Source organism: Amycolatopsis sp. NPDC049159 (genome assembly GCF_040648295.1).
Lineage (GTDB): Bacteria > Actinomycetota > Actinomycetes > Mycobacteriales > Pseudonocardiaceae > Amycolatopsis > Amycolatopsis pretoriensis_A.
Genome location: NZ_JBEZDL010000005.1, coordinates 46,200 through 71,397, shown reverse-complemented (window position 1 = coordinate 71,397; position 25,198 = coordinate 46,200). Strand labels below are relative to the sequence as shown.

The 25,198-nt window shown below is 71.1% G+C and carries 22 protein-coding genes; 13 read left to right on the top strand and 9 right to left on the bottom strand.

All coding sequences use genetic code 11. The features are described from left to right. Positions 1 to 478 precede the first annotated feature (478 nt). The 3 genes from AB0B33_RS11170 to hrcA are packed head-to-tail and all read right to left on the bottom strand — an operon-like array spanning position 479 to position 3,457. Complete coding sequence (locus AB0B33_RS11170) at positions 479 to 1,231, bottom strand: 16S rRNA (uracil(1498)-N(3))-methyltransferase (protein ID WP_360769683.1); 753 nt, start codon at positions 1,229 to 1,231, stop codon at positions 479 to 481. 2 nt (positions 1,232 to 1,233) lie between these two features. Beyond that, a complete protein-coding gene (gene dnaJ, locus AB0B33_RS11165; protein ID WP_247020838.1) occupies positions 1,234 to 2,403 on the bottom strand; it encodes a molecular chaperone DnaJ in 1,170 nt (389 codons plus the stop codon). A gap of 31 nt (positions 2,404 to 2,434) precedes the next feature. Then, entirely contained in the window at positions 2,435 to 3,457 is a 1,023-nt protein-coding gene (gene hrcA, locus AB0B33_RS11160) for a heat-inducible transcriptional repressor HrcA (protein ID WP_247020836.1), read from the bottom strand. A gap of 312 nt (positions 3,458 to 3,769) precedes the next feature. Here hrcA and AB0B33_RS11155 point away from each other — a divergent pair, with 312 nt between their 5' ends. The 4 genes from AB0B33_RS11155 to AB0B33_RS11140 are packed head-to-tail and all read left to right on the top strand — an operon-like array spanning position 3,770 to position 6,364. After that, positions 3,770 to 4,315, top strand: a complete 546-nt coding sequence (locus tag AB0B33_RS11155) for a YbaB/EbfC family nucleoid-associated protein (protein ID WP_360769679.1) — start codon at positions 3,770 to 3,772, stop codon at positions 4,313 to 4,315. Next, positions 4,315 to 4,632: a type VII secretion target gene (locus AB0B33_RS11150; RefSeq protein ID WP_247020832.1), complete on the top strand. Its 318-nt coding sequence runs from the start codon at positions 4,315 to 4,317 to the stop codon at positions 4,630 to 4,632. The genes AB0B33_RS11155 and AB0B33_RS11150 overlap by 1 nt, the downstream gene beginning before the upstream one ends. Continuing rightward, a complete protein-coding gene (locus tag AB0B33_RS11145; RefSeq protein ID WP_360769675.1) occupies positions 4,629 to 5,837 on the top strand; it encodes a hypothetical protein in 1,209 nt (402 codons plus the stop codon). The genes AB0B33_RS11150 and AB0B33_RS11145 overlap by 4 nt, the downstream gene beginning before the upstream one ends. Next, positions 5,834 to 6,364, top strand: a complete 531-nt coding sequence (locus AB0B33_RS11140; protein ID WP_247020828.1) for a hypothetical protein — start codon at positions 5,834 to 5,836, stop codon at positions 6,362 to 6,364. The genes AB0B33_RS11145 and AB0B33_RS11140 overlap by 4 nt, the downstream gene beginning before the upstream one ends. On the opposite strand, the gene AB0B33_RS11135 is transcribed toward AB0B33_RS11140, so the two are convergent. Further along, complete coding sequence (locus AB0B33_RS11135) at positions 6,345 to 7,403, bottom strand: aldo/keto reductase (RefSeq protein WP_360769673.1); 1,059 nt, start codon at positions 7,401 to 7,403, stop codon at positions 6,345 to 6,347. The two genes, AB0B33_RS11140 and AB0B33_RS11135, sit on opposite strands and share 20 nt — an antisense overlap. A gap of 117 nt (positions 7,404 to 7,520) precedes the next feature. Between AB0B33_RS11135 and AB0B33_RS11130 the strand changes: the two genes are divergently transcribed. Further along, positions 7,521 to 8,333, top strand: coding sequence for a helix-turn-helix transcriptional regulator (locus AB0B33_RS11130; protein WP_360769670.1), 813 nt, complete (start codon positions 7,521 to 7,523; stop codon positions 8,331 to 8,333). 1 nt (position 8,334) lies between these two features. On the opposite strand, the gene AB0B33_RS11125 is transcribed toward AB0B33_RS11130, so the two are convergent. After that, positions 8,335 to 9,825, bottom strand: coding sequence for a CoA-acylating methylmalonate-semialdehyde dehydrogenase (locus tag AB0B33_RS11125; RefSeq protein ID WP_360769667.1), 1,491 nt, complete (start codon positions 9,823 to 9,825; stop codon positions 8,335 to 8,337). Between the two features lie 133 nt (positions 9,826 to 9,958). On the opposite strand from AB0B33_RS11125, the gene AB0B33_RS11120 reads away from it, so the two are divergent. Both AB0B33_RS11120 and AB0B33_RS11115 read left to right on the top strand, forming a co-directional pair. Beyond that, a complete protein-coding gene (locus tag AB0B33_RS11120) occupies positions 9,959 to 11,593 on the top strand; it encodes a PucR family transcriptional regulator ligand-binding domain-containing protein (RefSeq protein WP_360769665.1) in 1,635 nt (544 codons plus the stop codon). Positions 11,594 to 11,651: 58 nt separating this feature from the next. Next, positions 11,652 to 11,984, top strand: a complete 333-nt coding sequence (locus tag AB0B33_RS11115) for an SSI family serine proteinase inhibitor (RefSeq protein ID WP_360769662.1) — start codon at positions 11,652 to 11,654, stop codon at positions 11,982 to 11,984. A gap of 88 nt (positions 11,985 to 12,072) precedes the next feature. Here AB0B33_RS11115 and AB0B33_RS11110 read toward each other — a convergent pair whose 3' ends face one another. The 3 genes from AB0B33_RS11110 to AB0B33_RS11100 form a co-directional block, all read right to left on the bottom strand. Further along, entirely contained in the window at positions 12,073 to 13,392 is a 1,320-nt protein-coding gene (locus AB0B33_RS11110) for a DUF4173 domain-containing protein (protein WP_360769656.1), read from the bottom strand. Positions 13,393 to 14,029: 637 nt separating this feature from the next. Beyond that, positions 14,030 to 15,016 (bottom strand): ATP-binding protein, encoded by a 987-nt coding sequence (locus AB0B33_RS11105; RefSeq protein ID WP_360769654.1) that lies wholly within the window; start codon positions 15,014 to 15,016, stop codon positions 14,030 to 14,032. After that, positions 15,013 to 15,687 carry a response regulator transcription factor gene (locus tag AB0B33_RS11100; protein WP_360770362.1) on the bottom strand — a complete coding sequence of 225 codons (675 nt, stop codon included), beginning with the start codon at positions 15,685 to 15,687 and terminating at the stop codon, positions 15,013 to 15,015. The genes AB0B33_RS11105 and AB0B33_RS11100 overlap by 4 nt, the downstream gene beginning before the upstream one ends. 241 nt (positions 15,688 to 15,928) lie before the next feature. Here AB0B33_RS11100 and AB0B33_RS11095 point away from each other — a divergent pair, with 241 nt between their 5' ends. The 6 genes from AB0B33_RS11095 to AB0B33_RS11070 all read left to right on the top strand — a co-directional run bounded on the left by AB0B33_RS11095 (position 15,929) and on the right by AB0B33_RS11070 (position 23,987). Then, the gene (locus AB0B33_RS11095; protein WP_360769651.1) at positions 15,929 to 17,482 is read left to right on the top strand and encodes an NCS1 family nucleobase:cation symporter-1; all 1,554 of its coding nucleotides are present in this window, start codon (positions 15,929 to 15,931) and stop codon (positions 17,480 to 17,482) included. A 10-nt stretch (positions 17,483 to 17,492) separates the two neighbouring features. Further along, complete coding sequence (locus AB0B33_RS11090; RefSeq protein ID WP_247025045.1) at positions 17,493 to 18,275, top strand: nitrilase-related carbon-nitrogen hydrolase; 783 nt, start codon at positions 17,493 to 17,495, stop codon at positions 18,273 to 18,275. After that, complete coding sequence (gene hydA / locus AB0B33_RS11085) at positions 18,275 to 19,657, top strand: dihydropyrimidinase (RefSeq protein WP_247020807.1); 1,383 nt, start codon at positions 18,275 to 18,277, stop codon at positions 19,655 to 19,657. The genes AB0B33_RS11090 and hydA overlap by 1 nt, the downstream gene beginning before the upstream one ends. A 57-nt stretch (positions 19,658 to 19,714) precedes the next feature. Then, complete coding sequence (locus tag AB0B33_RS11080) at positions 19,715 to 20,713, top strand: TIGR03842 family LLM class F420-dependent oxidoreductase (RefSeq protein ID WP_360769647.1); 999 nt, start codon at positions 19,715 to 19,717, stop codon at positions 20,711 to 20,713. A gap of 72 nt (positions 20,714 to 20,785) precedes the next feature. Continuing rightward, positions 20,786 to 22,246 carry an alpha/beta hydrolase gene (locus tag AB0B33_RS11075; RefSeq protein ID WP_360769644.1) on the top strand — a complete coding sequence of 487 codons (1,461 nt, stop codon included), beginning with the start codon at positions 20,786 to 20,788 and terminating at the stop codon, positions 22,244 to 22,246. A gap of 58 nt (positions 22,247 to 22,304) precedes the next feature. After that, a complete protein-coding gene (locus tag AB0B33_RS11070) occupies positions 22,305 to 23,987 on the top strand; it encodes a pentapeptide repeat-containing protein (RefSeq protein ID WP_360769641.1) in 1,683 nt (560 codons plus the stop codon). On the opposite strand, the gene AB0B33_RS11065 is transcribed toward AB0B33_RS11070, so the two are convergent. Further along, positions 23,966 to 25,195 carry a serine hydrolase domain-containing protein gene (locus AB0B33_RS11065; RefSeq protein ID WP_360769639.1) on the bottom strand — a complete coding sequence of 410 codons (1,230 nt, stop codon included), beginning with the start codon at positions 25,193 to 25,195 and terminating at the stop codon, positions 23,966 to 23,968. The two genes, AB0B33_RS11070 and AB0B33_RS11065, sit on opposite strands and share 22 nt — an antisense overlap. Positions 25,196 to 25,198: the final 3 nt, after the last annotated feature.

The window sequence follows — 25,198 nt, the reverse complement described above, 5'->3', positions numbered from 1 at the left end:
GCTCGCCCCACACACCAGCCCCGAACGGAACTCACAGCGGTCCGGAGCTCGCCCCACACACCAGCCCCGAAAGGAACTCACAGCGGTCCGGAGCTCGCCCCACACACCAGCCCCGAACGGAACTCGCGGAGGTCCAGAGCTCGCCCCACACACCGATCCCGAACGGAACTCGCGGGGGTCCGGGGCTCGCCCCGGCTGGGGGTCTGGGGGTTTGACCCCCAGAAGACACAACGAACGCAGAGCGGCAACTGACGAAGCGAAGCGAAGGAAGATGCCGCGGCGCGGTAGACCCTGGGGGTCGATCTACCGCTGCCGCGGCTGCCGCCGGACCGAGGGGGGAGGTGCCCGGCGGAGTTCGTGTCTTCCCAGTGGCGCGCCGAAACGGTGGGTGGCGCGTTAGTAAACGAGAGTAACGGGTCGGAGTGTGATCGCGCCATAACCGGGCGCAGATTCGCGGGTTTTTTCGGGGTTGATCTTTTCAGTGCCAGCGGGTGGTCAGGGCCCCTAGTGCGCCGAGGGCGACGGCGGCGGCGGTGGAGGTGCGCAGGACGGTCGTGCCGAGGCGGACGGCTCGGGCGCCGGCTTCGCGCAGGGTGGTGAGTTCGTCGTCGGTGATGCCGCCTTCGGGGCCGACGACGAGGAGGACGTCGCCGGTGTCGGGGAGGGCGAGGTCGGTGAGGCGGTCCGGGACGTCGGATTCGAGCACGATCGCGAGGGACGTCGTGGCGATGAGGCCGGCGAGTTCGCGGGTGGTGGCGGGCTCGGTGACGTCGGGGACGTGGGCGCGGCGGGCTTGTTTGGCGGCGGAGCGGGCGGTGGCGCGCCAGCGGGCGAGGGCTTTGTCGCCGCGGCCGCCGTCGTCCCACTTGGCGACGCTGCGGGCGGCGCGCCAAGGGACGATGGCGTCGACGCCGGCTTCGGTGGCGAGTTCGACGGCGAGTTCGCCGCGGTCGCCTTTGGCGAGGGCCTGGGCGAGGACGACGCGCAGGGCCGGTGGTTCCTCGGTCCAGCTCTCCTCGACGGTCAGGGTGAGGGCCGCGTCCCGGCCGGGCTGGACGGCTTCGACGACGCAGCGGGCCATGGCGCCGGCGCCGTCGGACAGCACCAGCCGCTCCCCCGCGCGCAGCCGGCGGACGGTGGCCGCGTGCCGGGCTTCCTCGCCGTCGAGGACCGCGGTGCCGCTGGTGGGCACCGCGGCCGCGAGGAAGACCGGCAGGGTGGTGTCGGGCACGGTCAGCGGTGGTTCTTGGCGCGCAGCTTGGAGAACAGGCCGCCGTGCTTGCCGTTCGACGACAGCGTCGGGGCTTCTTCGCCGCGCTGCTGGGCCAGCTCGACCAGCAGCTCGCGCTGGGCGTCGTCGAGCTTGGTCGGGACCTGGACGTCGATGTGGACGTGCAGGTCGCCGCGGCCGTCGACGCGCCCGGAGGAGCGCAGCCGGGGCATGCCCTTGCCGGTGAGGACGAGCTCGGCGTTGGGCTGGGTGCCCGGTTCGATGTCGAGTTCGTAGTCGCCGTCGACGAGGGTCGCGATGGGCACGGTGGCGCCGAGCGCGGCGGTCGTCATCGGGATGCGGAAGTTGCAGTGCAGGTCGTGGCCCTGGCGGACGAAGACCTCGTGCGGGGTCTCGTCGATCTCGACGTAGAGGTCGCCGGCCGGACCGCCGCCGGGGCCGACCTCGCCCTGGCCGGAGAGGCGGATGCGCATGCCGTCACCGACGCCCGGCGGGATCTTGGCGGTGACGTTGCGGCGGGCGCGGATGCGGCCGTCGCCGCCGCACTGGCGGCAGGGGTCGGTGATGACCTCGCCGAAGCCGCGGCAGACCGGGCACGGGCGCGCCGTGACGACCTGGCCGAGGAAGGACCGCTGGACGGACTGGACCTCGCCGGCGCCGCCGCAGGTGTCGCAGGTCTTGACCGAGGTGCCCTCGGAGGTGCCGGCGCCCCGGCAGAGGTCGCAGACGATCGCGGTGTCGACGGCGATTTCCTTGTCGACGCCGGTCGCGCACTCCTCGAGCGAGAGGCCGAGCCGGATGAGGGCGTCGGAGCCGGGCTGGACGCGGCTGCGCGGGCCACGGCCGCGACCGCCGCCGCCACCACCGCCCGCGGCGCCGAAGAAGGCGTCCATGATGTCGCCGAGGCCGCCGAAGCCGGCGAACGGGTCGCCGCCGCCCCCACCGCGCGCGCCGCCGTCCATCGGGTCGCCGCCGAGGTCGACGATCTTGCGCTTCTGCGGGTCCGACAGCACCTCGTAGGCCGTCGTGACCTCGCCGAACTTGTGCTGGGCGTCTTCCGACGGGTTGACGTCGGGGTGCAGCTCCCTGGCCAGCTTCCGGTACGCGCGCTTGATCTCCTGATCGCTCGCGTTCTTCGCCACCCCGAGGATGCCGTAGTAGTCCCTCGCCACCGTCTTCGCTTCTCCTTCTGCTCTGCCCGGCTCAGCGGCCGTGCAGGATCTGCCCCACGTAGTTGGCGACCGCGCGCACCGCGGCGATCGTGCCGGGGTAGTCCATCCGGGTCGGGCCGACCACCCCCATGCCGCCGAGCACCATGTCCTGGCCGTAGCCGATCGACACGACCGAGGTGCTGCGCATCTGCTCGTCTTCATTTTCCTCACCGATGCGCACCGTGATCGCACCGGGGTTGCGCGCGGCGGCCAGCAGCTTCAGCACGACGACCTGTTCCTCGAGGGCTTCGAGGACCTGGCGCAGTGAGCCGGGGAAGTCGGCGACGTTGCGGGTGAGGTTGGCCGTACCGCCGAGGACCAGGCGTTCTTCGGGGTGTTCGGCCAGTGACTCGACCAGGATCGTCGTGACGCGGATGAGGGCGTCACGCAGCTCGCCGGGCGACTTGTCGGGCAGCTCGGCGACCCGCGCCGCGGCCTCGTTGAGCCGCCGTCCGGCCATGGCCGCGTTGAGGACGGTGCGGAGCCGGCTGACGTCTTCTTCGGTGACGACGTCGCCGAGGTCGACCGTCCGCTGGTCGACGCGCCCGTTGTCGGCGATCAGCACCAGCATCAGCCGCGCCGGGGTGAGCGGCACGACTTCGAGGTGGCGCACCTTGGCGTTGGTCAGCATCGGGTACTGGACGACGGCGACCTGCCGGGTCAGCTGCGCGAGCAGCCGCACCGAGCGTTTGAGGACGTCGTCGAGGTCGGTGCCGCTGTCGAGGAAGGTGGTGATCGCCCGCCGCTCGGCGGCGCTCAGCGGCTTGATCTCGGAGAGCCGGTCGACGAAGAGCCGGTACCCCTTGTCGGTCGGCACGCGCCCGGCACTGGTGTGCGGCTGGGTGATGTACCCCTCCTCTTCGAGGGTCGCCATGTCGTTGCGCACAGTGGCGCTGGACACACCGAGGTTGTGCCGCTCGACGATCGCCTTGGACCCGACCGGCTCCTGGTTGGAGACGTAGTCCGCGACGATCGCCCGCAGCACGTCGAAGCGGCGCTCCTCCGCGTTGGCCACCGGTTCCTCACCTACCTCGTTCGCTGCCGACCCCGAGTTTACGGAAGCCTGAGCCGATCGTGCTCAACCCCGGTCGTCCCGGGGAGTGGTGGAGGCAGGGTCGCGCACGGGCGGAGGTCCCGCCGATCGGGCGCGCCCGCCGAGAGGGGTTCGGCGGAGAGGGTTCGACGCGGCCGGATCGGGCCCCGCAACGTCATGAACGAGTCGTTCATGACGTCCAGCCGAGCCGATCGTGCTCAAGCCCGGTCGTCCCGGCCGGGTAAAGGGCGTCCAAATCAATTCCCATGCACTGTTCTCGAATGGATTTCCGGCTTGAAGGGGGAACCGAAAAGCGGTTTGCTGCCTCTCATCCGCATGCCCTTCCCGACTTCCGAGGTCGCCGTGAACCACATTGCACCAGATTCGGGTGGAATGCCCGAAATCGCCCGGCGCGCGGCCGAGGCGAAAGCCCGGCTCGAGCGCGTCTCGGCGACCGCCTCGAGTCCCGATGGGGCCGTCACGGTCACCGTCAACACCAGCGGTGCGCTGCAGGAACTCACCTTCGGCTCGCGTGCCGACGAGCTGCCGCGGGCCCGGCTCGCCCAGGCCGTCCTCGCCGCCGCCAAGCGTGCGCAGGTCGATGCCGCGCAGCAGCTGACCGCGATCATGGCACCGGTGATCGGCACCGACTCCGACGCGATGCATTTCCTCCAGGAACAGATCCCCGCGCCCGAATTGCCCGAAGAAGCAGAAAAAGCACCGCGGTGGGAATTCGCGGCCGAACCCGAGACACCGCCGCCGCCCGTGCGCCCGGCCCGGCCGCCGCGGCCGGACGACGACGAAGACTTCGGCGGCCCGATCCTGCGCCGGGGGCTCTGATGGCGATGAAGGTCGACTTCGACGTCCTCGGCGGGCACGAGGACGAGATCCGCGAGATCGCGGACAAGGTCCAGCAGGCCCTCGACGCCGCCGGCAGCGCGCAGGCGCTCGACTTCGACGCCTTCGGGCTGGTCGGGCAGGTCTTCGCGGCGCCGATCCAGATCTGGACGAGCCAGGCCGAGGAGTTCCTCCGGTCGGCCGTCGACGCCGGGCACGAGGTCGCCGACCGGGTGAAGACCGCCCACGGCGCCTTCACCGAGCACGAACAGACGACGAAGTGCCTGATCGAGGGCATCGGCAAGGAGCTGCCGGCATGACCGAGACGCAGGAGAACCCGCTGGTCGCGACGGCCGAACCGAGCAGCGGCTTCTGGAGCGGCATGGGCGAGGGGTCGAAGGGCGAGCTCGACAACGTCAACGCCCAGACCGGCGGCGCGGGCATCTTCAGCGACGCCGCGTCGACGCTCACTGACGCCCGCAACGGCGACTGGGGCAACCTCGCGCTGGACGTCGGCACCGACGCCCTCGACCTGCTCGGCGCGGCGATGGACCCGCTCGGCACGCTGGCGAGCGCCGGCGTCGGCTGGCTCATCGAGCACATCAGCTTCCTCAAGGACGGGCTCGACAAGCTCGCCGGCAAGCCCGAAACCGTCACCGCCAAGGCCGTGACCTGGACGAACATCTCGAAGCAGCTCACCGAGACGGCCGAGCAGTACGAGCAGCAGGCCAAGAAGGTCCAGCAGTCCTTCAGCGACTGCGGCTCCGCCGAGGCCTACCAGAGGACGGCGGAGAGCTACGTCGGCGTCCTGCGCGGAGCGGCTTCGCACGCCGACAGCGCGTCGACGGCGATGAACGTCGGCGCGGCGCTGGTCGGCACCGAGCGCGGGCTGATCCGCGACATGATCTCGTCGTTCGTGGGCGAGCTGATCGTCAAGGCGCTGGCCGCGCTGGCGGCGTCGTGGTGCACCTTCGGCGGCACGATCGCGGCGTTCATCGCCGACACCGTCGTCGAGGGCGGGGTCCTCGCCGAGAAGATCAGCACGCGGATCACGAAGATCGTCGAGAAGCTCGAGAGCCTGGCCAAGGGCGCCGGCAAGTCGAAGGCGGCGCTCGAAGGCGCGGCGAACGCCCTCAAGAAGGTCGGCAAGGGTGTCGACAAGATCGTGGACAAGAGCGTCGACACGGCCGCGAGCATCGAGCGGAAGGCCAACGAGCTGAAGCAGGCGGGCAAGGAGGCGAAGTCCGCCGAGGAGACGGCCAAGGGGTGGAGTGACGCCGCCAAGGAGCACGTGCCCGGCCGCGAGAAGGTCGAGGGGCTCGGCGACAAGCTCTCCGACGACGGCCGCAGCTTCCTCAGCCAGAAGGAGTGGCGCGAAGGCGGCGGCAAGGTCCCGGGCTTCAACCTCGCGGACGGCGTCGGTGTCGGCACCGAAGCCCGCCGCCAGGAGAACGAGCAGATCGACCGCTACCACGAAGGCCGAGAGGCCTACGAAAAGGAACACCCGGAGGGTGAAGGCGAGTGACGACGGCCGGGCAGGCGGAGGTGGAGCTGGCCAACCGGCAGGGCCGGCTCCACCCCGCGCAGCGGGGGAAGGTGCTCGACGGCTCGTTCTGGGTGGCCGCGGTCGTCGCGGTCGCGGCGCTCGTCGTCGCGGTCGTCGTGCCGGTCTCGGCGATCGACACCCGGTTCGGCGCCCGGCTCACCGGCGCCACGGTGGCCGCGGCCCTCGGCACGGCGCTCCCCCTCCTCGTGCTGGCCGCCTGGCTGGCGTTCGTCTGCGGGCGCCGGCTGGCCGACGTGCGGGACGGACGGCTGGTCGCGATCACCGGCTGGACCCACGACTTCGGCAGGCAGCGGCCGGACCGCGAGTACCCGATCGTGCTCTCCACCCGGCTCAGCAAAGGCATGAACGAGCACCACTACCTCAAGGCGGGCGGCAAGGAGTTCCAGCTCTACCGGACGATGGACCTGCGGATCCAGCCGGACCGGAACAACACCGTCCTGCTCACCCCGCGGGCCCGGCTGCTGATCACCGTCCTGCCGGCGTAGCCCGGGGCTCGATCTCGAGGTCGCCGCGGGTGACCGCGCGGATGTGCCCGCTGCCGAGCAGGTCGTGCGGGTAGCCGAGGTCGAGCGCGCTCACCTCGTCGAGGCGGGCCAGCTGGTCCGGGGTGAACTCGACGTCGAGGGCACCCAGGTTGCCTTCGAGCTGGGCGGGCGTACGGGCGCCGACGACGGGCGCGGTCACGCCCGGGTTCCGCAGGGTCCAGGCCAGCGCGACCTGCGCGGGCGTGTGCCCGGCCTCGGCCGCGACCTCGGACACGACGTCGGCGATCGCGAGCGTGCGGTCGGTGACCATGCCCAGGCCGGCGTTGAAGCTGCGGCGGGTGCTCTCGTCAGTGGCGGCCGCGCGGTACTTGCCCGACAGCACGCCGCCGCCCAGCGGTGAGTACGGCGTCACCCCGAGCCCCAGCTCCCGCGCCATCGGGATCAGGTCGCGTTCGGCGTCGCGCCGGATCAGGCTGTACTCGACCTGCAGCGCGATCAGCGGCGTCCAGCCCCGCAGGTCGGCGATCGCCTGCATCCGCGAGATCTCCCAGGCCGGGACGTTGGACATGCCCACGTACCGGACCTTGCCCTGGCGGACGAGGTCGTCGAGGCCGCGCAGGATCTCCTCGACCGGCGTCGTGAAGTCCCACACGTGCAGGAGGAGCAGGTCGAGGTAGTCGGTGCCCAGCTGCCGCAGGCTGGCCTCCACCGACGCGTACAGGCTCTTGCGGTGCGGGCCGCCGGAATTCGGGTCCCCGGGGCGGCGCAGCGTCGTGTACTTGGTCGCCAGCACCAGGCTTTCGCGGTGGTCGCGGGCGAATTCGCCGAGCAGCCGCTCGGCGCTGCCGTCGGTGTACGTCGGTGCGGTGTCGACGAAGTTGCCGCCGCGCTCGACGTAGGTGTCGAACAGCTTGCGCGCGTCGGCTTCTTCCGCGCCCCAGCCCCACTCGGTGACGAAGGTCGCCGTGCCCAGTGCCAGCGGCGAAACCCGCAGCCCGGACCGGCCCAGCAGCCGGTAGGTGTCGAGGGTGAGCGCCATCGGGGTCCTCCTGTGTCGGTGATCGTCTCCGGGCACCAGCCTGGGCTCGCGACGAGCCGGGGGTAAGGGAAGGACCTTCCTGGGAACAGCGCTCCCACCCTGCCGGTTGGACCCGGTATGAGCACCGCCACCGTGGAGCTGGCCGCGTTCCTGCGGACCCGGCGGGAACGCCTGGACCCGCGTGACTTCGACCTGCCCGTGCGCCGGTCGCGGCGGACGCCGGGCCTGCGCCGCGAAGAGGTCGCCGAACTGGCCGGGGTCAGCGTCGACTACGTCGTGCGGCTGGAGCAGGCACGCGGGTTGCGCCCTTCGGCGGCCGTGGTCGAAGCGCTGTCGGGGGCGTTGCGCCTGACCGCCGCCGAGCGCGCCTACTTCTTCGACCTGACCGAGCAGCGCCCCCGCGCCACCGGGGAGCCCGCCACCACCGCGGTGCCGTCGCTCGCGCGCCTGGTCGAGGACCTGGCACCGCTGCCGGCCATGCTGATGAACCACCGCTTCGACATCCTGGCCTGGAACGGCGAGATGGCGCGGCTGCTGCTGGACTTCGGCACCCTGCCGCCGGCACAGCGGAACGCGATGTGGCTGTGCCTGCTGCACCCGGAGATCCGCGAGTACTACGTCGACCGCGAACGCGTCGTGCGCGAAGGGATCGCCCACCTGCGCGCCGCGTGGGCCGCGCACCCGGACGACCCGGTGCTGACCGCGCTCATCGCCGAATGCACCAGCGGCACCGCGGAGTTCGCGCGACTGTGGGCCGAACGGGACGTCCGGGGCACCGGCGGCGGGAGCAAGGTGCTGCGCCACCCCGCTGCCGGGGTGATCGCCGTGGACTTCGAGGTCCTCGTGCCGCTGCGGGACACCGGCCAGCGGCTGATGATCGGCCGTCCCGCGGACGACGAGAGCCGGGAAGCGCTCGCCGCCCGCGCGTAGCTCAGGAGTTGCGGGGGAAGCCCAGGTTGACCCCGGCGTGCGAGCGGTCCGGCCACCGCGACGTCACGACCTTCGTCCGGGTGAAGAAGTGGAAGCCTTCCGGCCCGTACGCGTGGCTGTCGCCGAACAGCGAGTCCTTCCAGCCGCCGAAGGAGTAGTAGCCGACCGGGACCGGGATCGGCACGTTGACGCCGACCATGCCGACCTCGACCTCGTTCTGGAACTTCCGCGCGGCCGCGCCGTCACCGGTGAAGATGGCCGTGCCGTTGCCGTAGGGGTTCGCGTTGATCAGGCCCAGCGCGTCGTCGTAGGAAGCCGTGCGCGCCACCGAAAGCACCGGGCCGAAGATCTCGTCGGTGTAGATCGACATTTCCGGGCGGACGTGGTCGAACAGCGTCGGGCCCAGCCAGAAGCCGTCGCCGGGCACCTCGATGCCCCGGCCGTCCACGACCAGCGCCGCGCCCGACGCCACGCCGGCGTCCACATAGGACGCCACGCGCTCGTGGTGCGCCTTGGTGACCAGCGGCCCCATCTCGGACTCGGGGTCGCGGCCGTCGCCGACGCGCAGCCGCGCCATCCGCTCGGCGATCTTCGCGACCAGTTCGTCGCCGATCGGGTCGACCGCGACGACCACCGACACCGCCATGCAGCGCTCCCCCGCGGAGCCGAACCCGGCCGACACCGCGGCGTCGGCGGCCAGGTCGAGGTCGGCGTCGGGCAGCACGACCATGTGGTTCTTGGCCCCGCCGAGCGCCTGGACGCGCTTGCCGTGCCGGGTGCCGGTTTCGTAGACGTAGCGGGCGATCGGCGTCGACCCGACGAAGGAGATCGCCTTGACGTCGGCGTGCTCCAGCAGGCCGTCGACCGCGGCCTTGTCGCCGTGCAGCACGTTGAGCGCGCCCGCGGGCAGCCCGGCTTCGGCGAACAGCTCGGCGATGAACACCGCCGCCGACGGGTCCTTTTCACTCGGCTTGAGCACGACGGTGTTGCCGCAGGCCAGCGCGTTCGGGACGAACCACAGCGGCACCATGGCCGGGAAGTTGAACGGCGAGATCACGCCGACCACGCCGAGCGGCTGGGCGATCGAGTAGACGTCGACGCCGGTGGAGGCGTTCTCGCTGAAGCCGCCCTTGAGCAGCTGGGCGGCGCCGCACGCGTACTCGACGTTCTCGATCGCGCGGGCGATCTCCCCCGCCGCGTCCGACTCGACCTTGCCGTGCTCGCTCGTGATGATCTTCGCCAGGTCGTGCTTGCGGGCCGACAGCAGCTCGCGGAAGGCGAACAGCACCCGCGTCCGCCCGGCCAGCGACGTCCCGCGCCAGCCCGGCAGCGCCGCCTTGGCCGCGGCGACGGCGGCCTCGACCTCGGCGTCGCCCGCGAAGTCGACCTGCGCGCGGACCTGGCCGGTGGCGGGGTCGAACACGTCGCCGGTGCGCGCGGGGGTCGCGGTGAACGGCTTGCCGTCGATCCAGTGGCTGATGCGGTCGCTCACGGCGGTGCGCTCCTTCGCTCGGGGGACGTCCACCCGAGTCTCCGGGCGGGCGCCACGCGGGCACCATCGGCAACGTGTACGCCAGTTGCCCCTCGGCCGTACAGTCTGTCCCTGCCGATCATCCCGAGGAGCCATGTACCCCACCGTCGCCGAGGCGCTCGCCCTGCCGGTGCTGCGCCAGGGCCGCCCGCACGTCGTCGCCGGCGCGGCCGGGCTCGACGCGCCGGTGCGCTGGGCGCACGTCGCCGAGGTCGCCGACATCGCGCACCTGCTGCGCGGCGGCGAGCTGGTGCTGACCACCGGGGTCGCGCTGCCCGACGACGGCCCGGCGCTGGCCCGCTACGTCGCCGACCTGGCCGGGGTCGGCGCCGCCGGCGTCGTGATCGAACTGGTCCGGCACTGGAGCGACAAGCTGCCCGCCGCGCTGGTCGAGGCGGCCGAGGAACACGGGCTCCCGCTGGTCACGCTCTCGCGCGAGACGCGGTTCGTGAGCGTCACCGAGGCGGTCAACGGCCAGATCGTCGACGCCCAGGTCGCCGAGCTGCGCGCCGCCGAGCGCGTCCACGAGACGTTCACCGCGCTGACGGTCGCGGGCGCCGAACCCGGCGTCGTGCTGGGCGAGGTCGCCCGGCTCACCGAGCAGCCGGTGGTGCTCGAGACGCTGTCGCACGAGGTGCTCGCCTACGACGCCGCCGGCACGGACCCGGCCGAGCTGCTCGCCGGCTGGCCGTCGCGCTCGCGGGTGGTCCAGGTCGGCGAGCGGACCGGCTACCACCCGGGTTCGGGCTGGCTGGTCACCGTCGTCGGCGCGCGCGGGCACGACTGGGGCCGGCTGGTGCTCGTCTGCGCCGACCAGCCGCCGCACCGCCACCGGGTGGTCACCGAGCGGGCCGCGTCCGCGCTGGCCGTGCACCGGCTGGTCGCCAAGGACTCCGACGGTCTCGAGCGGCAGGCCCACCGCGCGGTGCTCACCGAACTGCTCGCCTCGCCCGCGCCGTCCTCGGAGCTGCTCGCGCGGGCCTCGGCGCTCGCCGTGCCGCTGACCGGGCGGCAGCTGGTCGGGTTGGCGGTCCGGCCGCGGCTGGCCGGCCACCGCCCCGCGCTGTCGACGCCGCCGGTGCTGCGCGAGCTGGCCGAGGCGACGGTGCTGGCGGCGCGCCGCGCGAAGGTGTCGGCGCTGGTCGCCACCGACGACCTCGGGGTGCGGGCGCTGCTCGCGCTGTCGCGGGAGGCGAACGCCGACGCCGTGCTGCAGCGGCTCGCCACCGACGTCCACGAGGCCCGGGGCAGCGCGCCGGGCGTGCTCGCGGTCGGCACGACGGTGTCGTCCCCCGCCGAAGCGCGCCGCACGCTGCAGGAGGCCGCGCACGTCGCGGCGGCCGCGCTGGGTTCGGGCGACGAGCGCGTCCTGCACCGGCTGTCCGACGTCCGCCTGCGCGGCCTGCTGCACCTGCTGGCGGGCGACGAGCGGGTGACGGCGTTCGCGCACCGGGAGCTGGGCCCGCTGCTGCAGCGCGACGCGGCTTCGGGCAGCCGGCTCGTCCAGGCCCTGCGGCACTACTGCGAGCAGGGCGGCAACAAGTCGGCGGCGGCGGCCGCCGCGCACACCTCCCGGACGGCGTACTACCAGCAGCTCGCGCGGATCGAGCAGGTCCTCGGCGTCCGACTGGAAGACCCGGAGTCGATGCTCTCGCTCTACGTCGCCTTGCTGGCGTCGGACCTCACCCGTCCGAGCGAGGAAGACTCACCCGGACGTGGAGCACAGTGATCGACCCCGGGCTGCCGATGACACCGATATGGCCCTACTCCCCTTCGCTGCCTGCCTGATGAGCTTGAGCTGCCTCGCGCCCGCGCAGCCGCCGGCGTCGACGCTGCAGCTGACCACCCACGACACCGCGAACCGGATCGGCTCGGTGGTGCTCACGTGCGACCCGACCGGCGGCACGCACCCGAAGCGCGACAAGGCGTGCCAGGTGCTCTCCGGCGTGAACGGCGACTTCTCGCGGATCAACGCGCGCCACCAGGCGTGCACGCTGATCTACGCCCCGGTCGACGTCACGGTGGTCGGCTCCTGGCGCGGCAAGCCGGTGTCGTTCCGCGCGACGTACCCGAACCGCTGCGCCGCCGACCGCGACTCGGACGACGTTTTCGCCTTCTGAGCAGCGCGCGGAAGCCGCCGGACCGCCCCCACGACGGCCCGGTGGCTCCCGCGCACGTCGTCAAACACGCCTGACCGCCCGGTCCGGTTCAGCCGCATCGGCCGAGAGGTACGTCACGTGCCGAGGCGCGCGCGAGGTTCCAGGCGGGCCAGCCGTCCGCGGCGTCGTCCGCCAGCACCTGCCGCAGCACGCAGGTGCGCAACGGTTCCGGCAGCCGCGCCTCGACCACCGGCACGACGTCGGCGGAGAACCCGGCCAGGTACCGGTGGTCCAGCGGCTTCCCGGCGGCGGCCCGATCGAGGTTGGCCCCGGCGATGAGCCGTTCCGGATCGAGCACGGCGAGCACGAGCAGCGCGACGGCGGCCGTCCCGATCGCGGCGCGCGGCAGCCACGACGAGCGCAGCCGGACCAGCGAAATCAGCACCAGGACGAAGACCGCGCCGAACCAGAGTTCGCAGACCTCGACCAGCAGCCGCAGCACGGTGAAGCCGTACGCCTCCTGGTAGGTCCCCATCCGGCTGAGCGCGGAGCCGACGAGCACGAGGCTCAAGGCGCTCAGCGCACCGAGCAGCACGCGCTGCCGGAGCCGATCGGCCTTCGTCGTGTTCGGCGCCCAGCGCAGGGCGGCGGAGACGATGGCGAGCGTGAGGACGGTGACGGCGCAGAGCTGCCAGAAGCCGCTCCGGGCGTACTCCGCCGACGTCAGGCCGCTGGTGCGCAGGACGTATCCGGTGCCGCCGAAGAGCACGACCAGCCGGACGGCGACGAAGACGCTGAACAGCACGATGAGGACGACGAGCGGGACTGTCCATTCCAGACCGTATTTGGTCCTCTTCGGACTTTCTCGTTCCGCTTCCGGTGCCGGCGCGGCCAAGAAGTAACTCGCTCCGGCGACGAGCAGCGCGACGACGGCGAAGACCACGCACCACCGCACGAGGACAGCGGGACTGAGATCGGGGACCACGGCGCTGACGACGGCGGCGAAGGCGGCGTCGGCACTGGCGAGCAGCGGCACGAAGACGGCCACGAGCACGGCGGCCCCGAGCACGGCGAGCGCGATCCGCCGGGCGACGCCGTTCCGCCGCGCGGCGAAGCGCCCGAGCCCCCGGCCGGCCCACGGAACGGCGCGGAGGGCTTCGAACGGGAGGGCGACCATGTCGTAGAGGACACTGTGGACGGTCCGCGGCCCGACAACGGCCAGCGACCCGGCCACGACGGCGGCGGGCACGCAGAGGGCGAAGAGCCAGCCGGAGGCCCGGAAGGTGCCCACGCCGAGGAGGGCGAGCCCGAGGACGGCCCAGCCCACACTGGCTGCGGTGAAGCGATCCCGGTTGGCGACGGTCACGGCGACGGCTACGGCTAGTCCGGCGAGCAGCCAGCCGATCCCGGGGCGGTCCACGGGGAGCATGAGCGCTCCGGCGACTCCGGCGATGGCGGCAGCGGGGAGGACGGCTGGGGGCAGCGGGACGGTCGCGGACTTCGGCGGTGGGAGCTGGCGGAGGAGCACGGGCGGAGCCGCGACGGCTACGCCGCCTGCGCCAGGGCTTGTCGCGCGGTAACCCGCGTCGCCGCGCACCGCAGAAGCCGCGCCAGGCCTGCCACCCGCTGCACTCGCACCGACACCGCCACCAACAGGTCCCGCCGCGCCGGCACTGCCCGCCGCCTCACCACCACTGGCCTCGAGCCCTGCCGCTCCGACACCACCCGCTGCCCGAGCACCACCGCCCCCTGACCCCGCCTCGCCGACCCCACCCGTCGTCCGAGCACCGCCGACCCCGGGCCCCGCCTCGCCGATGCCGCCGCCCGCGGGCCCCGCCGCGTCGGTGCCGCCTGCTCGCCCGCCTGCCGCACCCGCCCCTCCGCCGTCCGCGATCGTCTGCCGCTTGCCCCGGGGCACCCCTCGCCCGTCACCAGGTTTCCCCGGCCCACCCACACTGCTCTTCGGCATCCCACCCACTCCTCACGTTCACGTTTGCAAATACCACCGGCCAGAGTCTCCCCAAGGTCGCGAATGAGTCATTCGCGGCAGCCGCGGGCCCCCGAGGTCAGCCCACCGGCAACGTCACCCGGATCCGGCTGCCGGTCCCCGGCGCCGGATCCACCACCCCGATCGTCCCCCCGTGCAGCTCCACCGCCCACCGCGCGATCGCCAGCCCGAGCCCCGTCCCCCCGCCGGTCGAGCGCTCCCCCCGCGTGAACCGCTCGAACACCCGCACCCGATCGGCAGGCGCGATCCCCGGCCCCTCGTCGCACACGTCGATGCGCACCTCGTCCCCCCGGACCTCGGCCAGCACCTGCACCGACCCGCCCGCCGGGCCGTGGCGGACCGCGTTCTCCAGCAGGTTCGCCACCACCTGGAACAGCCGCCCGCGGTCCGCGGTCACCAGCACGTCCGGCGCCGACACCGAAAACCGCACCCCGCGGACCAGCGCCGCTTCCGAGACCGCCTCGGAAAGCAGCTCCGACAGCGAAAACGACGTCCTGTGCAGCGGGATCGCCCCCGCGTCCAGCCGCGACAGGTCGAGGAGCTCGTCCACCAGCGTCGCCAGGCGCTCGGTCTGCTGCAGCGCCGTCTTCAACGTCCCCGGGTCCGGCTCTTCGACGCCGTCGACCAGGTTCTCCAGCACCCCGTTCAACGCCGTGATCGGCGTCCGCAGCTCGTGGGACACGTTCGCGATCAGCTCGCGCCGCTGGCGGTCCGCGTCGCCGAGGTCGCCCGCCATCTGGTTGAACGCCGAAGCCAGCGAGCCCACCTCGTCGCGGGTCGTCGCCCTGATGCGGCGGGTGTAGTCGCCCTTGGCCATCGCCCGCGCGGCCGCCGTCATCTCGCGCAGCGGGCGCGTCATGCCGTGGGCCAGCAGCTGCGAGAGCACCAGCGCCAGCACCATCGCCGTGATCGTCGTCCTCGGCGGCAGCCAGCCGATCTGCCAGTTGAAGAACGCGAACGCGACCCCGCCGGACGCGACCATCAGGATCGCCAGCTTCAGCTTGATCGACCGGATCCGGTCCAGCGGCCGCGGTACGAGGTTCACGATCCCGCCTCCAGCGCGTACCCGACGCCGTGCACCGTGCGGATCAGGTCCGCTCCCAGCTTCCGCCGCAGCGCCTTGATGTGGCTGTCCACCGCGCGCGTCGCCGCGGACGTGCCGTGCACGTCCCAGTCCCACACCTCCGACAGCAGCCGTTCCCGCGGCTGCACCACCCGCGGCCGCCGCGCGAAGTGCACCAGCAGGTCGAACTCGATCGGCGTCAGCTGCGCCGCCACCCCCGCCCGCGCGACCCGCCGCTGGTCGACGTCGATCTCGAGGTCGCCCAGCACGATCCGGGTTCCCGACGGACCGGCGGAAGACCGCTCCACCCGCCGCAGCAGCGCGTGCACCCGTGCGGTCAAGACCCGCATCGAGAACGGCTTCGTGAGGTAGTCGTCGGCGCCGACGCCGAGCCCGACCAGCATGTCCGTCTCGTCGGCGCGCGCGGTCAGCATGAGCACCGGCACCGGACGGCGCCCCTGGATCCGGCGGCAGACCTCCAGGCCGTCGAACCCCGGCAGCATCACGTCCAGCACGACGAGGTCCGGCTCCGCCGCGGCGTCGGCTTCGACCGCGGCCGGCCCGTCGTGGGCGACGTCCACACTGAACCCTTCGGCCCGCAACCGGGCCGCGATCGACGCGGCGATCGTGAGGTCGTCCTCGACGACCAGCACCCGCCGCCCACCCAGTTCCATGGCCACGACCCTATGCACCCCCGGTGGAGACGGTCCGCGTGAAGTGTGGAGATCCTGTGGAGACGTTTCACCCGCTTTGCCGGTTCGTGACGGCGAGATGTGTGACGCAGGTCATGCACCCGGGAGCCCGTTCGCGCAATCGACAGACTGCACTCCAGGCCGTGGAAGAGTGAACACTCTGCCGTTGCCCCGGCGATGACCAGGCGCGCAGGATGCCGCAATGGCGCCGACACCCGCAGACCAGCGCGTGCACGACGACGGCCGGGTCGAGCTCGACACCGCCGCCGCCGGGTCTCTCGAAGGCAGCCGGTTCTTCAACGAGGAGCTGGCCCCCGTCCCCGTCGAAAAACGAACCTGGACCACTTACAACTACTTCGCGCTCTGGATGGGGATGGCGCACAACATCCCCAGTTACGCACTGGCCGCGTCGCTGATCGCCCTCGGCATGAACTGGGTGCAGGCGCTGCTCACGATCACCATCGGCAACCTGATCGTGCTCGCGCCGATGCTGCTCAACAGCCACGCCGGCACGAAGTACGGCATCCCGTTCCCGGTGTTCGCCCGCGCGTTCTACGGCTTGCGCGGCGCCAACCTCGCCGCCCTGCTGCGCGCGTTCATCGCGTGCGGCTGGTTCGGCATCCAGACGTGGGTCGGCGGCGAGGCCATCTACGTCATCCTCGGGCGCCTGCTCGGCTCGTGGTGGCGCGACTCGCCGGTGATCGCCGGGCAGCACTGGACGCTGTGGCTGTCCTTCGTGGTCTTCTGGATCGGCCAGATGCTCATCATCTGGCGCGGTATGGAGGCGGTCCGCCGGTTCGAGAACTGGACGGCTCCGCTGGTGTCCGTCGGCTTCCTGATCATGCTCGGGTACGTGCTGGTCAAGGCGGGCGGGCTCGGCCCGATCCTGTCCGACGGCGGGAAGCTCGGCTGGGGACCGGACTTCTGGAAGGTGTTCGCGCCGTCGCTGATGGCGATGATCGCGTTCTGGTCGACGCTGTCGCTGAACATGCCGGACTTCACGCGGTTCGGCGGCAGCCAGCGCAAGCAGGTCCGCGGCCAGATCCTCGGCCTGCCCACCACGATGACGTTCATCGCGATCGTGGCCATCCTGACGACGTCGGGCGGGCACGTGCTCTACGGCGAGGACATCTGGGACCCGGCGCAGCTGGCCGACAAGTTCACCAGCCCGGTCGTGGTCGTCGTCGCACTGGTCGCGCTGGTGCTCGCGACGATCTCGGCGAACCTCGCGGCTAACGTCGTCAGCCCGTCCTACGACTTCTCGAACGCCTTCCCGAAGAAGATCACCTTCGCGGTCGGCGGCGGGATCACCGGCGTCATCGGCATCCTCATCCAGCCGTGGCGCCTCTACTCCGACCCGAACATCTACATCTTCGCCTGGCTCGGCTTCTACGGCGGCCTGCTCGGCGCGGTCGCCGGGGTGCTCGTCGCGGGCTACTGGGTGATCGCCCGCACCAAGCTCAAGCTGAAGGACCTCTACACACCCGATGGGGTGTATTGGTTCAGCGGCGGCTGGAACTGGCGCGCACTGGTCGCGACGCTGGTGGGAGCCGTCCTCGCGGTGGGTGGCGCGTACGGCGGGCCGTTCCCCGACGGCGGGCTGATCCCATTCCTCAAGCCGCTTTACGACTACAACTGGGTGATCGGCTTCGTCGGCGCGTTCGTCGTCTTCGCCGCCCTGTCCCGTTCGTCAACCAAGGAGGAAGCAAGTGAGCGTCGTCCGAGCCGGATTGATCCAGCAGCGGTGGACGGGTGACAAGGAGTCCATGATCAAGGCGGCGGTCGACCACATCGCCACCGCCGCCTCGCAGGGCGCCCAGGTCGTCTGCCTGCAGGAACTGTTCTACGGGCCCTACTTCTGCCAGGTGCAGGACACCGAGTTCTACTCCTACACCGAGGGCATCCCGGACGGGCCGACGACCAAGCTCATGCAGGAGGTCGCCGAGCGCCACGGCGTCGTGCTGATCGTGCCGATGTACGAGGTCGAGCAGCCCGGCGTCTACTACAACACCGCCGCGGTGATCGACGCCGACGGCACGTACCTCGGCAAGCACCGCAAGAACCACATCCCGCAGGTCAAGGGTTTCTGGGAGAAGTTCTACTTCCGGCCCGGCAACATGGGCTACCCGGTGTTCGACACCGCCGTGGGCCGCATCGGCGTCTACATCTGCTACGAGCGGCACTTCCCGGAAGGCTGGCGCGCGCTGGGCCTGGCCGGGGCGAAGATCGTGTTCAACCCGTCGGCGACCAGCCGCGGGCTGTCGCAGTACCTGTGGAAGCTGGAGCAGCCGGCGGCCGCGGTGGCCAACGAGTACTTCGTCGGCGCGATCAACCGCGTCGGCGTGGAACCCCTGGGCGACAACGACTTCTACGGCCAGACGTACTTCGCCGACCCGCGCGGGCAGCTGATCGGCGACGCCGCGTCCGACACCGACGACGAGGTCGTCATCCGCGACCTCGACATGACGCTGCTCGACGAGGTCCGGGACCTGTGGGCGTTCTACCGCGACCGCCGCCCGGACACCTACGGCCCCCTCACGGAGGCCTGATGACCACGCTCATCAAGGGCGGCCAGGTCGTTTCACCGTCGGGCGCGCTGCTCGCGGACGTCCTCGTCGACGGCGAGACCATCGCCGCCGTCGGGGCGCCCGGCACGCTTTCCGGCGACGAGACGATCGACGCCACCGGCAAGTACGTGCTGCCCGGTGGCATCGACGCGCACACGCACATGGAGATGCCCTTCGGCGGGACGCACTCCGTCGACAGCTTCTCGACCGGCACCACGGCGGCGGCCTGGGGCGGCACGACGACGATCATCGACTTCGCCGTGCAGGCCAAGGGAACGTCGTTGCTGTCCACCTTGGACAAGTGGCACGCCAAAGCGGACGGCAACTGCGCGATCGACTACGGCTTCCACATGATCGTCAGCGACGTCAACGACCAGTCGCTGAAGGAGATGGAAGCCTGCGTCGACGGCGGCGTCGGCAGCTTCAAGATGTTCATGGCCTACCCGGGGGTGTTCTACTCCACGGACGGCGAAATCCTGCTGGCCATGCAGAAGGCGCGCGAGATCGGCGCCACGATCATGATGCACGCGGAGAACGGCATCGCGATCGACCAGCTGGCCGCGCAGGCGGTGGCGGCCGGGAACACCGACCCCGTCCAGCACGGTCTGACGCGTCCGCCGGAGCTGGAAGGCGAGGCGACGTCACGGGCGATCCAGCTCGCGAAGGTCACCGGTTCGCCGTTGTACATCGTGCACCTGTCGGCGTCGCAGGCACTCGCGGCGGTCGCGGAGGCGCGCAACGACGGCCAGAACGTCTTCGCCGAGACGTGCCCGCAGTACCTCTACCTGTCCATCGAAGACTTGGCCAAGCCGGACTTCGAGGGCGCCAAGTACGTCGCTTCGCCGCCGCTGCGGGAGAAGTCGCACCAGGCCGACCTGTGGCGGGGCCTGCGGACGAACGACCTGTCCGTGGTGTCGACCGACCACTGCCCGTTCTGCTTCAAGGACCAGAAAGAGCTGGGGCGCGCGGACTTCCGGGCCATCCCGAACGGGATGCCGGGTGTCGAGCACCGGATGGACCTGCTGCACCAGGGTGTCGTCGCGGGCGAGCTGACGCTCGGGCGCTGGGTCGAGACGTGCTCGGCGACGCCGGCGCGGATGTTCGGGCTGTACCCGCGCAAGGGCGTCATCGCGGCGGGCTCGGACGCGGACATCGTGATCTACGACCCTTCGGCGACGCAGACCCTCTCGGCCGAGACGCACCACATGAACGTGGACTACTCGGCGTACGAAGGGTTCGAGATCACCGGTCGCGTGCACACCGTGCTCTCCCGCGGGCGCGTCGTCGTGTCGCCTTCCGGCTTCTCGGGGAGCACGTCGCACGGCAAGTTCCTGTCGCGCTCGCTGAACCAGTACCTGAACTAATAGACAGAGTGTGGCGAAGCCACTCCGCTGAGGGTGGTGGCGGGGAGGAAGGTGGAGATGGACTTCGGGATCGTGCTGCAGACGGACCCACCCGCACGGGACGTCGTGCGGCTCATGAAGGACGCCGAGGACGCCGGGTTCCGCTACGGCTGGACGTTCGACTCCTGCGTGCTGTGGCAGGAGCCGTTCGTCATCTACTCGGCGATCCTCGCGGCGACGTCGTCGCTGGTCGTGGGGCCGATGGTGACCAGCCCCGGCACGCGGGACTGGTCGGTGATGGCGTCGACGTTCGCCACGCTCAACGACATGTACGGCAACCGGACGGTCTGCGGCATCGGCCGCGGCGACTCCGCGCACCGGGTCGTCGGCAAGCCACCGTCCACTTTGGCCACCGTGCGCGACTGCATGCGCGTGGTCAAGGACCTCGCCGAAGGCCGCGCGGTGGAGATGAACGAGAAGACCGTGCAGATCCCGTGGATCCGCAACGGCAGGCTCGAGATGTGGATGGCCGGGTACGGGCCGAAGGCGCTGCAGACGGTCGGCGAGCACGCCGACGGCTTCATCCTGCAGTGCGCGGACCCGGCGATCGCGCGCTGGACGATCGGCGCGGTGCGCGACGCCGCGCGGGCGGCCGGCCGCGATCCCGGCGGCATCACGATCTGCGTCGCGGCCCCGGCGTACGTCGGGGACGACCGGCCGCACCAGCGCGAACAGCTGCGCTGGTTCGGCGGGATGGTCGGCAACCACGTCGCCGACCTGGTGGCCCGCTACGGGTCTTCGAGCGCGGTGCCTCGCGAGCTGACCGACTACATCCGCGAGCGGGAGGGCTACGACTACAGCCACCACGGCAAGGCGGGCAACCCGTCGACGGAGTTCGTCCCGGACGAGATCGTCGACCGGTTCTGCCTGCTGGGCCCCGCGCCGGCCCACGTCGAACGGCTGCAGGAGCTGGCCGAGCTGGGCGTGGACCAGTTCTCGCTGTACCTGATGCACGACGACCGCGAGGCGACGCTGGCGTCGTACGGCTCGCAGATCATCCCGAAGCTCACCGCGTAGGGCCCGCCCTACCCCGGTTCCGGGGGTGCGCACCAGCGCGCCCCCGGTCCCGGTGCCGGGACGATCGGGGCCATGAATTCTCCGAAACTCCGTGCTGCGCTGGCTCTGGGGGCCGTCGTGGGTGCGGTCGCCTTGAGTGCGCCCGCGGCCGCGGCGAGCCCCACCGGAATCGTCTGGGAATCCGCGTGCGCCGCCGGGTACCAATGCGGCCACCTCGACGTCCCACTGTCCTATCAGGACTCGTCGGCCGGCACCGCGTCGATCGCCGTCGGCCGGTTGCCCGCCACCGATCAGGCCCACAAGCTGGGCACGATCTTCTACAACCCCGGCGGCCCGGGTTCGTCCGGCCGTTTCGCACCCGCGTTGACGCCGTTCCTGCACGAGCGCTTCGACATCGTCGGGTTCGACCCGCGCGGCGTCGGCGCCAGCTCGAAGATCCACTGCTTCACCGATCCTTCGCAGCTCGAGGTCCTCCAGCGCGCGCTCGGCACGTTCCCGCTCACCCGGGCCGCCGAGCAGCAGCAGATCGCGGACACCCGCACGGTCACCGATCTCTGCGAACAGAACGCGGGCCCGCTGGCCGACCACCTTTCCACCGGCACGATCGCGCGCGACCTGGACCGGCTGCGAGCGGCTTTCGGCGAGCAGAAACTGCGCTACTACGGGAAGTCGTACGGCACCTACCTCGGCGAGACGTACGCCAGCCTGTTCCCCGGCCGGGTGGGTTCCCTGGCGCTCGACGCGGTCGACGACCCGGTGCGCTGGTCGACCGGCACCGGCCCGATGAGCTACCGGCTTCAGGGTTACGAAGACGGCCCACGCGCGCTGAAGTCCTTTTTGGACGCGTGTGCTTCCCGCTGCACGTTCGACTACGACGCGATCCTGGACCGGCTGGCGACGGGCCCGATCACCGTGACGGACACCGCGGGCAAGCAGGTCGCCGTCACCTACCAGAGCGCGATCGCCACGATCCACAACTACCTGACCGACGCCCAAGCGGCGCCGCAACTGGCCGCGTTCCTCCAGGCGCTGGCGGACCCGGCGTCGCGCGCCCCGGCGTCAGCGGGCGGCCCGCCGGACGTCGATTCCCTCCTGGGCGGCGGCGCGACGCTGTGCTCGGACGCGGCGAACCCGCGCGATCCGGCCGTGTGGTGGGACTACGCGCGGAAGGCCGACCGGGTGGGCCGCGGCTTCGGGCCGTACGACGTCTACAAGACGCTGCCCTGCGCCACCTGGGACGTCTCGGACACCGGACGCTACACGGGTCCGTGGAACCGCCCGACGGCGCCGATCCTGCTGCTCGCCAACCGCCAGGGCGACCTCGAAACGCCGTACGCCGGGGCCCAGCGGACCGAGAAGCTGCTGGCCAACGCGCACCTGCTGACGCTCGACACGTACGGGCACGGGTCGAGGGGCAAGAGCGCGTGCGTGGACGCGTCGCTCGACCGCTACTTCGCCGCCGGTTCGGTACCCGCGCGGGGCACGGTCTGCGGAGCGGACCGGGGTCCGTTCGCTTGGCAGCAAAAGAAGTAGAAGCGACGTCACGGCCGTGCGACTCGATCGGGAAGCCCCGCCTGCAATACTGTCGGTCATGGTCTCCTCGAGCAGCGGCAGGAAGAAGTCGGCGATCCCGCTGGGGTCCGCAGGAGCTTTCGCCGCGCTCGTCGGAGCCACCTCGCTGACCGGCTGGGTCGAGTGGAAGTCCGTCTGGGCCTGGGTGTCGGACCACGTGGTTCCGCTGACGACTTTCACCGTCGCCGCAGTGCTCATCTCGCTTGCCGTCGTCCGCGCCCTCACCGATCACCGGCATCGCGACACCCGTCGTGATGTGCCGCCGTTGACGTGGTGGATGCTGGCCGGCGCGGTCGCCGTTGTCGCCGCCGTCACGTGGATCGCGACCAGCGTTCTCCTCAACGAAGCCGATCATGCGAACGATCGCGCTGCGGCACGGGTGGACGCGGTGAAGACCGGCCTCGGAGTGGCCGCGGGAACCGGCGGGATCTTCGCTTTGCTGCTGGCCGTTCGCAGGCAGTGGCACCAGGAGTTCACCACGTTGGAGACCGCTCGTGATGCCGAGTCGCGCCGCATCACGGAGTTGTACACCAAGTCAGCCGAGCAGTTGGGGTCCGAGAAAGCGGCGGTGAGGCTAGCCGGGCTGTACGCGCTCGAACGACTCGCCGACGACAACGCGCACCAGCGGCAGACCATTGTGAACGTGGTGTGCGCCTATTTGCGCATGCCACCGGAAGCCACGGCCACGCCCTCCGGTGATCGCGCCGATGACCGGCCTGACGGTGTCCAGGTCGGCGAGGCACAGATCCGGCTACAAGCGCAACGCATCCTCGCGCGGCATTTGAAGGAGCGCGATCCCGCTGGGCGCACCGCACAGTCGTACTGGCAGGAGATCGATGTCGATCTCACCGGTGCGACACTCGTCGACCTCGACCTGAGTGGCTGCCACCCTCGTTCGATCACGGTCCACGGTGCGCAGCTCACCGGGCGCTCGGACCTGTCCGCCATCGCGGCAGACGACGTCGCCGACTTCTCGAATGCCGAGTTCCAAGGCACTACATCGTTTCGCGACGCTCGGTTCCCGGTCGCCGCCGACTTCTCCCGGGCGAAGTTCCACGACACCGTCGATTTCGACGGATCGCAGTTCGATGGGATGGCGAAGTTCACCCATTGCCACCTCGAGAAGAAAGCATCCTTCAGCGGCGTCGTGATCACCTCCGCCGCCGACTTCCGGGAGATCAAGTCCCGTGGGTTCATGGACTTCGGCTCATCGAGCTTCGGAGGAACGACAGACCTCCGGCAAGCACAGATCCGGGGAGCGGCGGCGTTCCGGAAGGCTGTCTTCCTTGACGACGTCTTGGCTCACGGCGCCCACTTCGCCTCTTCGGCGGACTTCGGCGATGCCCACTTCAACGGAACGGCCCGGTTCGACGGCGTGAGGTTCAACGGGCGAGCACTGTTCGGCGGATGCAGTTTCGCCGCTACCGCCAGTTTCGAGCAAGCCAGGTTCAACGCGGAGTTCACCTTCCGCCGGGTCAAAAGCGAGAGTCACGCGAAGTTCGCGGGCAGTCCATGGGTCCGGACGGACGTTGCTCCTTCGGTGCAGCGCACCAGGTTCCCACCCAAGGGGTTCCGGCTCACCGAAGTGACTTCGGCGCCTCGATCGGCGACGAAGGGCGATTGGGCACGAATGACCGAAGAGCCAGATGCACCACAGCAAGCCGGAACTCCTCCGGAAGCTCAGTCCACCAGCGCCTGGTAAACCAGCTGCCGCAACTGCGGGCGCAGCCGGTAAGTGCTCGATGGCAACAGCTGCGTGTAGAACCCGACCGTCAGATCCTCATCCGGATCCACCCAGAACGCCGTCGAAGCCGCCCCGCCCCAAGCGAACTCCCCCGCCGATGACAACGTCCGGGCCTTCACCGGGTCCTCCAGTACCGAGAACCCCAGCCCGAAACCGTGGCCGTCGAACGGCATCTCCGCGAACAGCGGGCGCCCGAACGCCTCCAAGTCCACCCGCCCCGGCAGGTGGTTCGAAGCCATCAGCGACACCGTCCGCGGGGACAGCAGCCGAACTCCGTCGAGTTCGCCGCCGCGCAGCAGCATCTCCGTGAAACGCCAGTAATCGCCCGCTGACGACACCAGGCCGCCGCCGCCGGACAGGCAGTCCGGGCGGGACGTGCCCGCGCGGCCGAACGCGTCGTTGCGGACCGCGCGGCCCGATGCCGGGTCGCGCACGTACATCGCGGCCAGCCGCGGCAGGGAAGGAGCCACGAACGCCGTGTCCGTCATGCCCAGCGGCGTGAAGATCCGCGACGAGAAGAACTCGTCCAGTGGCAGGCCCGACACCACTTCGACCAAGCGCCCGAGCACGTCGGACGCGATCGAGTAGTTCCACTCCGCGCCCGGCTGGAACACCAGCGGCAGCTTCGCCCACTGCTCGCAGCACGCCGCCAGGTCGAGGCCCGGCGGGGTGCTCCACTCGAAGCCCGCCGCCCGGTAGATCGCGTCCACCGGGTGGCCGTGGTGGAAGCCGTACGTCAGGCCCGCCGTGTGCGTCAGCAGGTGCCACACCCGGATCGGCGACGTCGCCGGCTCGGTGAGCGGCGACAGCGCCGACCCCTTGACGAACACGCGTGGCGAAGCGAACTCGGGCAACCAGCGTGAAATCGGGTCGTCCAGCTCCAGCAAGCCCTCTTCGGCCAGCATCATCGCCGCCACCGAGGTGATCGGCTTGGTCATCGAGAAGATGCGCCAGAGCGTGTCGGTCTCCACCGGGAGGTCCGCTTCGACGTCGCGGTGCCCGCCGCGGCCGACGTGGACGATGCGGCCGTGCCTGCTCACCACCGCGAGCCAGCCCGGTAACCGCCCGTCCTCGACGTACCGGTCGAAGTGCGCGTCGAGCCTCGTCAGCCGGTCCGCGTCGAACCCGGCTTCGGCCGGGTCGACTTCCACCTTGAGTTCTGCCATGCC